The following is an 11,647-nucleotide window of genomic DNA, read 5'->3' as shown; positions in this document are numbered from 1 at the left end:
GGACGTCGGTTGTCATCGCTGTCTTCCGCCCCAGCGCACCGCCCCGAAATTCACAAACGACTTTCGCGCAATGCGCAGGTTGTAAATGCTACCGCGCTCCTTGCGCGGCCGAGACATTACGCACCCATATCCGTTGCGAATTGATGAATCTGTCCCAATGCGGAACGGATTCGGAGATGGTGCTATTTCTTGCCGTAGATGTCGGCCGGGTCGAACTGGATCCGGCCGTCCGCCACGGCGAGCTGCGCCGCGCCGCCGCTGTTGGTGACGGTGCGATAGAAGCAGGAGCGACGGCCTGTGTGACAGGTGGCGTCGTGGCCGGCAACGGAGACCTTCAACCAGACCGCATCCTGGTCGCAGTCGGTGCGAAGCTCCACGACCGTCTGAAGGTTGCCGGATGTCTCGCCCTTCTTCCATAGCGCCTTACGCGAGCGGCTCCAATAGTGGGCGATACCGGTCTCGATCGTAAGCGCGAGCGCCTGGGCATTCATATGGGCGACCATCAGGAGTTCGCCGTCACGTGCGTCGGTGACGACGGCCGTGACCAGGCCGTGCTCGTCGAAGCGAGGCGTGAAGGCCTTGCCGGTTTCCAGTTCGATCTTGTCGGTGGAGGGGGGCAGAAATTCCATCGCCATCGTCGGCTCCGTACGGCGGAGCCGGCGGCTTAGCCGCGACCCCTGATCATGGTCATGAAACGAACCTGTTCGGCAGGCTCGGACTTGAAGGCACCGGTAAAGGTCGTCGTCAGTGTTGTCGAGCCCTGTTTCTGGATGCCGCGCATCGCCATGCACATGTGTTCGGCTTCGATCATCACGGCAACACCGCGCGGACGGAGCGTTTCGTCGATTGCATTGGCGATCTGCGCCGTCATCGTTTCCTGGGTCTGCAACCGGCGGCCAAAGATCTCGACCACGCGGGCGATCTTGGAAAGGCCAAGAACGCGGCCGTTCGGCAGATAGGCGACATGGGCGCGGCCGATGATCGGCACCATATGGTGTTCGCAATGCGAATAGAACGGGATGTCCTTGACGAGCACGATGTCGTCGTACCCCGCGACTTCCTCGAACGTGCGGCCCAGAACCTCTTCGGGATCGAGGTCGTAGCCGGAGAAAAGCTCACGGTAGGCCTTTGCCACACGGGCGGGCGTGTCGAGCAGGCCTTCACGTTCCGGATCGTCGCCGGCCCAGCGCAAAAGGACGCGCACGGCGTCCTCGGCTTCCTTCTGCGAAGGGCGAGCCGACTTGTCGTCGCCGACCGGAAAATTCTTTATAACGGCGTCCATGAATCCATGGCCTTTCTGCAGGTTGACTCGCGTCAATGTCGGACTCGCCACTGGCCATTCGCCTAACCCTGCAGGCTTGGGTTCCGTTGGCGGGCTCCGGGGCTTTCCGATCTCGGCTTCTCAGTGCGCTCGATCGTCCGGCACGGTTTCCCAAACAACAGGCGACCCCTTCGGCATTGCAAAACGGTCGCCCCAATACGACATAGCATATAGTATCGCTGGATAGGTGTGGAAGAGGCCACGGGCGAGACCGGGTGCTTTTTTCGCGGCCGCGCTGGAAAATTGTGCCTGGATCGCGCAATATCCTAAAATATCTACGAAAAGTCAGAAGAAGCCCGATGGACGACATCTACAACAGCCGCATCCTTGAGTTCGCCGGCAACATTCCGCGCATAGGGCTGCTTGAAGACGCCGACGCCGAGGCGACGGCCCATTCGAAGCTCTGCGGCTCGCGGGTGCGGATCTGGCTGAAGATGGATGGCGACCACGTCAGCGATTTTGCCCATGACGTGAAAGCGTGCGCGCTCGGCCAGGCATCGTCATCGATCATGGCGCGCAACGTAGTCGGCGCTTCCGCTACCGAAGTGCGCCAGGCGCGCGAGGATATGCTGTCGATGCTGAAGGCGGACGGCGAGGGGCCCGTGGGGCGCTTCGAGGATATGCGCTTCCTTCTCCCGGTGCGCGATTACAAGGCCCGCCACGCCTCCACCATGCTGACCTTCGACGCGGTTGTCGACGCGATCGGCCAGATTGAGGCAAAGCGCGCGGCGACAGCCGAAGTTGTCTAGCAATGTGTGTCTTCTGTTCGATCCGGGATGAAAGGGTTGGCGAGGCGGAAACGGCCGCGCTGCAGCCGGATCCCAGGACGGGTATGCCGGCGTCGGATTCGCGCACAACACCCGGTTCCGGCAGTTCCCGCTCGCGCAACTGGTCCGGGCCCTTCGCCAAAACGCCGGGACGCCTGTTCGGGATGGGGTTTGTCCGGCTTTACCAATTGACGCTGTCCGGCTTCATCGGCAATTCGTGCCGGCACCTGCCGACCTGCTCGGAATACGGTTATGAGGCGATAGCCCGGCACGGCCTTTGGTTCGGCGGCTGGATGTCGCTGTTTCGGGTGGTCCGCTGCGGCCCGGGCGGAACGTCGGGCTTCGATCCCGTTCCCGAGCGCCTTGCAAGCCGCTTTGCTTGGTGGGCACCTTGGCGGCTGTGGAGAATATCGGCGGAAAGTAGGTGGCGGTAGGCGGGCTACCCTCAGTTGGTGGACCGGTTGAACATTAGAGCCCAAACTATCAACCAAGCCGACGCCGGAGGCATAAGTATTATCATCAAGTTTATGGGTATTCGGAAGTATAGAGGGAGTGACTTTGCTCGGTTCGTGAAAACGTCCGCTATGCGTTCCGTGAGCGCGCCAATTCGAACTATCAGCAGAAAGCCGAATAACCCGGCAACGGCGAACACAGGTGTTGTTATGACGTAAGCGGTAGTGTTGAAATTCTTCGCTTTAAACATTGATGTTGCAACAAATATAAGCAAAGTCCACCAGGCAATTGCGGTAAGAAACATTCGAGCATACTCGAATGCCGGCTTTTCGGCATCTATCAGTTTCTGAATTTCATTATTGTTCACAATGTGCTCCATTCATTCGTGAGCGGCTTAAGCATGTGTCATGCGAGATACTTCTCCAAGGGTATGGGGATTGTTTTAATCTCTTTTCCACAACTCCCGGGCTACCGAACAACTGCGGTTTCAGACAAATTCTCCGGGGATTGAAAATAGTTCGGTAGTGTTTCTCGCGTTATGAACTGGTCTCGCCCCTTCCAAATGTCTTGCTTTGCCTCTATACCGCGCGACGCATGCGCTGGCTTTGCTGGCTTTCCCGCATACCACCCGCATTCGTTGGCGGGACTGGATAGGAGTTCATGATGTCGAATACCGTTTCCCTTACATTTCCTGATGGATCCGTCCGCGAATATGCCGCTGGCGCGACCGGTCGCGATGTTGCCGAATCGATCTCCAAGTCGCTGGCCAAGAAGGCGGTCGCCATTGCGCTCGACGGCGAGCTGCGCGACCTGTCCGATCCGGTCGCAAATGGGCGCCTAGAGATCGTTACCCGCGACGACGCGCGCTCGCTGGAACTGATCCGCCACGACGCCGCCCACGTGATGGCCGAGGCCGTGCAGGAGCTGTGGCCGGGAACGCAGGTGACCATCGGTCCGGTGATCGAAAACGGTTTCTATTACGACTTCGCCAAGGACGAGCCTTTCACGCCCGACGATCTGCCGAAGATCGAAAAGCGGATGAAGGAGATCATCGCCCGCAACAAGCCCTTCACCAAGGAGATCTGGTCGCGCGAGAAAGCGAAGGAAGTCTTTGCCGCCAAGGGCGAGGCCTACAAGGTCGAGCTCGTCGACGCCATCCCGGAAGGTCAGGATCTGAAGATCTACTATCAGGGCGACTGGTTCGACCTCTGCCGCGGCCCGCACATGGCCTCGACCGGCCAGATCGGCACCGCCTTCAAGCTGATGAAGGTGGCCGGCGCCTATTGGCGCGGCGACAGCAACAATCCGATGCTGACCCGCATCTACGGGACCGCCTGGCATACGCAGGAGGAACTCGACAACTACCTCCACATCCTCGCTGAGGCCGAGAAGCGCGACCACCGCCGCCTGGGCCGCGAGATGGACCTGTTCCATTTTCAGGAAGAAGGTCCGGGCGTCGTGTTCTGGCACGGCAAAGGATGGCGCATCTTCCAGACGCTGGTCGCCTACATGCGCCGCCGGCTCGCCAACACCTATCAGGAAGTCAACGCGCCGCAGGTGCTGGACAAGTCGCTCTGGGAAACCTCCGGCCACTGGGGCTGGTACCGCGACAACATGTTCAAGGTGACGGTCGCCGGTGACGACACCGACGACGACCGCGTCTTCGCGCTGAAGCCGATGAACTGCCCGGGACACGTGCAGATCTTCAAGCATGGCTTGAAATCATACCGTGAACTGCCCGTACGGCTTGCGGAATTCGGCAACGTACATCGCTACGAACCATCAGGCGCGCTGCACGGTCTGATGCGCGTGCGTGGCTTCACCCAGGACGATGCGCACGTCTTCTGCACGGACGAGCAGATGGCGGCGGAATGCCTGCGCATCAACGATCTCATTCTGTCGGTCTATGAGGATTTCGGCTTCACCGAAGTGGTCGTGAAGCTCTCGACCCGCCCGGAGAAGCGTGTCGGCTCCGACGAGCTCTGGGATCGTGCGGAAAGCGTCATGACGGACGTTCTCAAGCAAATCGAGGCGCAGTCCGGCGGCCGCATCAAGACCGGCATCCTGCCGGGCGAGGGCGCCTTCTACGGCCCGAAATTCGAGTACACGCTGAAGGACGCGATCGGCCGCGAATGGCAGTGCGGCACGACCCAGGTCGATTTCAACCTACCGGAGCGTTTCGGTGCCTTCTACATCGACCAGGCGTCCGAAAAGCGTCAGCCGGTGATGATACATCGCGCCGTGTGCGGCTCGATGGAGCGCTTCCTCGGGATCCTGATCGAGAACTTCGCCGGCCACATGCCGCTGTGGATTTCGCCGCAGCAGGTCGTGGTTGCGACGATCACCTCGGAGGCCGACGATTATGCCCGCGAAGTGGCCGAGAAGCTGCGTGACGCCGGCATGACCGTGGAAACCGATCTTCGCAACGAGAAGATCAACTACAAGGTTCGCGAACACTCCGTGACGAAGGTGCCGGTCATCATCGTTTGCGGGAAGCGCGAGGCGGAGGAGCGTACGGTCAACATCCGCCGGCTTGGTTCGCAGAACCAGACGTCGATGACGCTCGATGAGGCGATCGCGACGCTGATCGATGAAGCAACAGCGCCCGATCTGAAGCGCAAGGCAGCCCGCGCGGCCGCCTGAGCAAAGGCCAGTGTCATCCACCTTCGTCGTTTCGAATACGAAGGTGGATGACACTCAGTACTGGTCTCGATGAGAGAGCTGATCGTTTCGATTTCACAGGCGGATAGGCTTCGTGTGCCGATCCCGCTTTTCATCGTTCGCGATGGATGGACCTAACTGTATCTCAGGCGCGGTGCAAGAAAGGCAGTTTAGTCGGCTGAAGGTTGCTTCCTTGATTAGGCGGTTCGATCTGGCAGGGCGCCGGTCTCAATCCGTCTCGGTTACAGCCTGGGCTTGCTGCTCGGGATTCTCTGGCAGGATGACTTCCACGTCGGTGTTTTGCCCGGCCGTCACCGTAAAGTCGCGCTGGTAGATCTTGTTCTTGTTCCGCGCGACGGCCGTGTACTGCCCCTCTGCCAGAACGAGGGTCGGAAAGGCGCCGACGCTTTCGCTGACCACGTCGCCCGAGGAGGTGAGGATGGACCACGCCGTGTCCGCGATGGCCTCGCCGCCTTCTTCGGAGACAAGCTTGAGGGTGAGCTTGGCCGCCCGGTGCTGGATGGTGGCCTGTATCAGCTTTCCGGCCTCTACCTGGATGTCGGCGCGGATGACCGCGTTTACCGTGCCGTAGTCGGAGACGACGTGGTATGTGCCGGCATTGAGGCGGACCACCGTGTTGGGCTTTACGTCGGGAACGACGAGACCACGTTCGCCGTCCGTTGCTGCTTCCGACGAGTAGATCGAAAAAGTGAGCTCATTCGGTGGAATGCGCACATCCGACCCTGAAACCGCGTTCAACATCATACCGCCCGCATCCAGCACCATGACCTGCTTTTCGACAGCGCCTGACTCCGGCACCAGCAGCTTCTTGGTGGCAGCAGCGCGCCCGAAGGCGACGTTGACGAAATACTCGCCCGGCACCAACTGGAACGCGGCCGAGCCGCCTTCGGATGTGGCCAAAAGTGAAAGCTTGCCGTCGGAACCCGGAATGGGTGAAAAAATGCGCCAGCTGAGGCCGTGCTGCATCGGCGCGCCGTCCTTGGTCAGAAGCGCCTCGCAACTGATTTCGCGCAGGTTCTTCGGTTCGGATTCGCCAGTGACAAGGGGATTGAAGGATGTCAGCTTGCCACTCTTCTTCGGTGTCGTGATTTGCGAAAAGCTCTCCAGCGTGTCCTGCGCAAGGGCGGGACACGCCGCGCCGATCGCGGCGCAAAGGGAGAGTATCCCGGCAAAAGCGGAAATGCGTTGGGTGGGCATGGCGAAGGTTGACTTCCTGACTCGTTGGCTCCACTTGAATGCCCGGCAAATGGCATTTTGATGGCCGCCCGACGGCCATACGTTAGTGGAACTCCCGCCTGATGAAAACCGATATCAGACTTATCGACTATCTTTCCAACCGCCGCTCCATTCCGGCCTTCCAGATGGGAGCGCCCGGACCGGGCCAGGCGGAAATCGAATCGATCCTGCGCCTTGCTTCTCGGGTGCCTGACCACGGCAAGCTCGCCCCGTGGCGGTTCATCGTCTATCGCGGTGCGGAGCGGGAGCGCATCAGCGCCGAACTCGCCAAGATCGCGCTGGCTGACAAGCCGGACCTTTCTGCGGACATGATCACGGTCGAGAACACTCGGCTTTCGCGCGCGCCGGTCGTGGTGGCCGTCGTCAGCACGGCGGCACCGCACGTGAAGATTCCCGAGTGGGAGCAACTGATGTCGGCGGGTGCTGTGTGCCTCAACATGCTGATGGCGGCAAACGCGCATGGGTACGCATCGAACTGGTTGACGGAATGGTATGCCTTCGACGAGCGCGCCTATCCTTTGCTCGGTGTGAAGCCGGGTGAAAAGGTCGCGGGTTTCATTCACATCGGGACTGCGATGGTTCCGCCGACGGAACGGCCGCGACCTGATTTGAAGGAGATCGTGTCCTGGGTCGGGGAGGCAGGCTGAGGGACGGATGTTCTACGACACGGCCACGAACGCGCATGGATTGAGCCACGATCCCTTCAAGGCGATCGTGTCGCCGCGCCCGATCGGCTGGATCGGCACGAAGGGGACGGACGGTAGTCACAACCTTGCGCCCTATTCGTTCTTCAACGCCGTGAGCGACAGGCCGAAGCTCGTGATGTTCTCTTCGAGCGGACACAAGGACAGTGTTCGCAACATCGAGGAGACCGGTGCTTTCACCTGCAATTTTGTCAGCCGCAGCCTGGCCGACAAGATGAACATGACGTCGATTGCGGCAGCCTATGGCGAGAGCGAATTCGACATCGCCGGACTGACGCCAGAGCAGGCGCGCCTTGTCGACGCGCCGCTTGTCGCCGAAGCATTTGCAGCGCTCGAATGCCAGATGACAGAGGTGATGCGGCCGCACGACGTGGACGGTTTGCCTTCGGAGAGCTGGGTCGTGTTCGGCCAGGTGGTCGGCATACACATCAAGGACGAAACCGTACGCGACGGCCGTTTCGACATGTCGGTCGCACGGCCAATCGGACGGATGGGCTACATGGACTACTGTGATGCCGGTGATGTGTTTGAGATGATGCGCCCGCAGCGTCGATAGTCGGGCCTATTTCGGCGGTCCCTGACGTCAAGCCGGAGCCTTGAACGTCGCATTGATTGTCTCAATTTGCCTCGTATCGGTGGTCGCGCGGCCATCGAAGCCGTCCGCGCACGCCGCGCGACACTCGACCTCGAAATCTATGCCAGCACGGGACGGGACCACTTCGTAAGCGGCGATTCCGGCCGCCTTCGCGGCCATCAATGTCGCGGCGCGAGCTAGGGTGAACGCTTCTGTCCAGCGGCCGTCTGCCTGTTGGTAGCGCGCCGCACCCAGCATTTGTGCTAGCGTCCGCCAATCCCAGATCAATCCGACTAGCCGCTGTGATTTCCGAGCGAACCCGTTGTGAGACAGTGGTGGCGGTAGAAGGCCATCGGTATAAGCCAGGATGCGTGTTGTTCCTGGCACTAGGTTCTCTTCCGCTTCGGCAACCGACAGCAGCATGTCCAGTCTCTGGACATCGGCGCCTGCATGACAATTCGTTAAGACGACACCTGTCGGCTGGAGCCCGATCAGGGAACGAAGCGTCGCCTCGCTATCATCTGGTATGGTGAGAAAGATGCCGTCCGTGGGCTGCAAGCGGGTCGAAAACGATGCGCTGCACAGAATGGCATCCGCATCGGCGCTGCCTACTGTCGAGGCGTCGTCATCGAGAAGCAACAATGAATGAAGTGGTCGCGGCATGTCTCCTTGTAGGCCCATCGACTATTTCCCGCAACGCCTGGATGGGGAAGGGGAAGTTGCCGCCCGCCGGTACAAAGTAGGCCCTGGCTGCGCGGAGACTTGTAAAAATTCGATGGTCTTATCGGGTGTGAACCTCCGACCTGCATATCTGAGCGGCAACGTTGGTCCTTACACCTCCCCCTGTAACCGCATCTCAATGTTTGGCGTCTAGCGTCAACCAATGCTCTGGAATGACCTCCGAAAATTGCTTGTGACGGCTGTGCTGAGTTTCGTGATACTTGCATCACTGGGCGCCACACCCCTTGGCGCAGCTGAAACTATCGACATTCGCAGCTCTTGCTGGACGTCCAGCAGTTTGTCGGACGGCTTGGCCACTGTCGTCCGCTCGCCCGGGCGCTGGACCTGCGGAGATCGGAACTATTCGCTCGAAGGCGAGCGGACGCTGCTGCGTTTTGAAATCGGTCCAAACGATGTCCTTCCCCAATATCTCTTTGCAAGGCGAAGCGCGCTCGCGGCTGTGCATTTGTTGGCGATCGATCGAGACGGTGCAATGCGCCAGACCTCCTTGTCTGCGGGTGAACTGCCTAGCGCTCTGTCTGGCGGGTATTTCAAGGCCTCTCTGCCGGGCGTAACCCGCGACACGCGGCAGGTCGTTGTCGCGTTCGATTTGCCGAGCCACCGGATGACGCTGGAGAGAGCCTATCTGTCACCGTCTGACCTTGCTCTGGGCCCGGACTTTGTACGGTCCCTACTTCTCTTGGCTACCCTTGCCGGAATGCTGTCCATGCCGCTCATTTTCAACGCGGCCTTCTACCGGATCCTGCGCGAGCCATTCGTGCTGTGGCATTCCATGCTCACAATCTTTTTGCTGCTGACCATCCTGGTCTCTTCGGGACTTGCAGTCGTTCTCTTCGATCCGCCGGCCATGACGTTGAGTTGGATGACGACGGTGATCTTTGGCCTTACCGTCGCGTCCGGGGCGATGTTTACCCACAGCTTCATCGAGCCGGGCCGCATGCATCCGCGCCTGCGGCGGGCGCTGCTCTATTGCGCCGTATGGGCGATGTTTCTGAGCACGTCTCACGCGGCATTTCCATTTGTGGGACGCCCGATTCAGTCGACCGTGTACACGGCGGCTTTTGCTCCGGTGGTGGTCATTTTCATATTGTCCGTCGCCGATGCACTGCGGCGCGGAAGTCGGGCGGCCAAGTTCCAGGCGGTCGGCTATATTCCTATAATTTTGGCCGGATTGGTCCGCTTGGTCACGGGCGTGGTTCCCTCGTTGCAGAGCAACGATGCGATGCTCCTATTTTATGTGGGTTGCGTATGCGAAGTCTTGTTCACCACACTCGGCGTGGCAGACCGCTTCATGACGATCAAGCGCCAGCGAGATCACGCACGCTACGAAGCTGACATGCTTGAGCGCCTGTCCGAACGAGACGCACTGACGGGGTTGCTCAACCGACGGGCCATCGAGCAGAATTTCGAAAAATTCCGCGCCGAGGGCTACCGCACACTCGCCGTTCTCGACCTGGACCACTTCAAGGCGATCAATGATGTTCACGGCCACGTGGTTGGCGACGCCGTGCTGAAAGCCGTGGCCCAAGCGCTCCAGGCGGACCAGCAGGTTCATGCATTCCGCCTCGGCGGCGAAGAATTCGTGCTGCTTGTGCGCGGCGAAGATGCCCAGGCCCGGGCCGAGCGTCGGCGGCAGGCTATCCCCGCCGTTGTCGCCAATGCAGTGCCAGGTCTTGGGCGCCCCGTAACTGCCAGCATGGGTATGACGGATGCGTCACCAAATGCTGATGCAGAGTTCGCAGAACTCTACGAGCGCGCCGACAAGCTACTTTACAACGCCAAACTTGCGGGTCGCAATCGAACCCAAATTGCATTGGTGCAAGGATGTGAAGCTAGTCTGCGATACTGTGGCTAAGCACTCGCCTTCTTGCACTGGAAGGATTTTGCTGTTCGTATGCCAGCTGGCGATGGAGGCGACACAGCCGACAGTGGTTGCTGGAGCCGGTTAAGAATTATGGTGAACCAATCGTAAACCATTTGCCGCTAGCGTTTCCCTACGCACAACAGATTCCCAAACGCCGGGGCGCGCCACGTGATCATCCACGCCTTTCTCAGATGGGCCGAAACTGCCAAAGCGAGCGACCGGGCGCGGGCGGCAAGCGCGCTTGCCCGCGCATACGCCAATGCTTCCATTGGTCACGATGAGCGCAATGCGGCCGAAATGGCGATGATATTCCTGCTGGATGATCCGGCGCCGAAGGTACGGCTGGCACTGGCCGAGGCGCTTGCCGACTGCGCGGAGGCGCCGCGTGCGGTCATCCTGCCGTTGTCGGAAGACCAGCCCGAAATCGCAGCGCAGGTGATCCTGCGTTCGCGCGTACTGACGGATGTCGATCTGGTCGATCTCGCTGCCAGGGGCAGTGACGTCACGCGGTCGCTGATTGCACACCGCCCGACCCTGTCGCGGGCAGTCTGCGCGGCGCTGGTCGAGGTCGGCAGCGTGTTTGACGTCCTGACGCTGCTGGCGAATGAAGGAGCCCCGGTGTCCCGGAAAAACTTGAAGAGGATCTGCGAACTGCATGGCGACGACGTGGAGGTTCGCGCACATCTCCTTGATCGGGATGACCTGCCGAGTGATGCGCGGCAGGCGCTTGTCGAGAAAGTTGGAACTGCGCTTGCTGGCGATTCACTGGTGTTGGCTGCCATCGGAGCGGCGCGGGTCGATCGGATCACCCGCGAAGCTTGCGACGTGGCTACTATCGGGCTGGCAGCCGGTGTTGACGCTGCGGAAGCAGACCGACTGGTGGAGCACCTTCGGACATGCGGACGCCTGACGCCGCTGTTCCTCATGCAGGCCCTTTGCGCGGGCCGGATCGAGTTCTTCGCCTCCGCCATTGTCAATCTTTCCGGTCGAGGCGAACGGCGTGTTCGCTCGATCCTTGCCGATGGGCGGCAGGCCTCCGTCCGGGCATTGTTCGAGGCCGCCGGTCTCGGGTGTGACGTCAGTGCTCTGTTTGCCGATGCAGTCCTGCTTTGGCGCAAGGATGCAAGGCGCGGTGCAGCAGCGGTTTCAGTCTCCTCGCGGCTTGCGGCGCGCGCCCGCGAAGCCGCAAACGGGACGTCGCAGGAGTTGCTGGACATGATCGAAGGGCTGTCACTTGCCGAACAGCGCCAATCGGCCCGAAGCTTCGCCTTGTTGGCACACGACGCCGCATAACAACACGCCGGC

11 protein-coding genes are annotated in these 11,647 nt (G+C 60.5%); 7 read left to right on the top strand and 4 right to left on the bottom strand.

Features of this window, described 5'->3' with window-relative positions; genetic code table 11:
* Nucleotides 1-182 precede the first annotated feature (182 nt).
* Together hisI and folE are read right to left on the bottom strand one after the other, a co-directional pair.
* A complete protein-coding gene (gene hisI / locus IB238_RS07550) occupies nt 183-635 on the bottom strand; it encodes a phosphoribosyl-AMP cyclohydrolase (protein WP_192244944.1) in 453 nt (150 codons plus the stop codon).
* A 29-nt stretch (nt 636-664) separates the two neighbouring features.
* Complete coding sequence (folE, locus tag IB238_RS07545) at nt 665-1,282, bottom strand: GTP cyclohydrolase I FolE (RefSeq protein ID WP_192244943.1); 618 nt, start codon at nt 1,280-1,282, stop codon at nt 665-667.
* A gap of 338 nt (nt 1,283-1,620) precedes the next feature.
* Between folE and IB238_RS07540 the strand changes: the two genes are divergently transcribed.
* From IB238_RS07540 to thrS, 3 genes are all read left to right on the top strand, one after another.
* Entirely contained in the window at nt 1,621-2,070 is a 450-nt protein-coding gene (locus tag IB238_RS07540) for an iron-sulfur cluster assembly scaffold protein (protein ID WP_192244942.1), read from the top strand.
* Nucleotides 2,071-2,153: 83 nt separating this feature from the next.
* Nucleotides 2,154-2,522 (top strand): membrane protein insertion efficiency factor YidD, encoded by a 369-nt coding sequence (gene yidD / locus IB238_RS07535; protein ID WP_246723499.1) that lies wholly within the window; start codon nt 2,154-2,156, stop codon nt 2,520-2,522.
* A 682-nt stretch (nt 2,523-3,204) separates the two neighbouring features.
* Complete coding sequence (gene thrS, locus IB238_RS07530) at nt 3,205-5,184, top strand: threonine--tRNA ligase (protein ID WP_192244940.1); 1,980 nt, start codon at nt 3,205-3,207, stop codon at nt 5,182-5,184.
* Between the two features lie 246 nt (nt 5,185-5,430).
* Here the strand turns inward: thrS and IB238_RS07525 are convergent, their stop codons facing one another.
* Nucleotides 5,431-6,420, bottom strand: a complete 990-nt coding sequence (locus IB238_RS07525) for a hypothetical protein (RefSeq protein ID WP_246723498.1) — start codon at nt 6,418-6,420, stop codon at nt 5,431-5,433.
* A gap of 101 nt (nt 6,421-6,521) precedes the next feature.
* Between IB238_RS07525 and IB238_RS07520 the strand changes: the two genes are divergently transcribed.
* Both IB238_RS07520 and IB238_RS07515 read left to right on the top strand, forming a co-directional pair.
* Nucleotides 6,522-7,106 (top strand): nitroreductase, encoded by a 585-nt coding sequence (locus IB238_RS07520; protein WP_192244939.1) that lies wholly within the window; start codon nt 6,522-6,524, stop codon nt 7,104-7,106.
* A gap of 7 nt (nt 7,107-7,113) precedes the next feature.
* A complete protein-coding gene (locus IB238_RS07515) occupies nt 7,114-7,719 on the top strand; it encodes a flavin reductase family protein (protein ID WP_192244938.1) in 606 nt (201 codons plus the stop codon).
* Between the two features lie 27 nt (nt 7,720-7,746).
* Here the strand turns inward: IB238_RS07515 and IB238_RS07510 are convergent, their stop codons facing one another.
* Nucleotides 7,747-8,418 carry a hypothetical protein gene (locus IB238_RS07510; protein WP_192244937.1) on the bottom strand — a complete coding sequence of 224 codons (672 nt, stop codon included), beginning with the start codon at nt 8,416-8,418 and terminating at the stop codon, nt 7,747-7,749.
* 202 nt (nt 8,419-8,620) lie between these two features.
* Here IB238_RS07510 and IB238_RS07505 point away from each other — a divergent pair, with 202 nt between their 5' ends.
* Nucleotides 8,621-10,333: a diguanylate cyclase gene (locus IB238_RS07505; RefSeq protein ID WP_192244936.1), complete on the top strand. Its 1,713-nt coding sequence runs from the start codon at nt 8,621-8,623 to the stop codon at nt 10,331-10,333.
* A gap of 177 nt (nt 10,334-10,510) precedes the next feature.
* On the top strand, nt 10,511-11,635 hold the full coding sequence (locus tag IB238_RS07500) for a DUF2336 domain-containing protein (protein WP_192244935.1): 1,125 nt from the start codon (nt 10,511-10,513) through the stop codon (nt 11,633-11,635).
* The last annotated feature ends 12 nt before the right edge of the window (nt 11,636-11,647 follow it).

The organism is Rhizobium sp. ARZ01 (assembly GCF_014851675.1).
Lineage (GTDB): Bacteria > Pseudomonadota > Alphaproteobacteria > Rhizobiales > Rhizobiaceae > Mycoplana.
The sequence above is the reverse complement of the archived record's forward strand: the minus strand, read 5'-3'. Positions and strand labels throughout refer to the sequence as shown.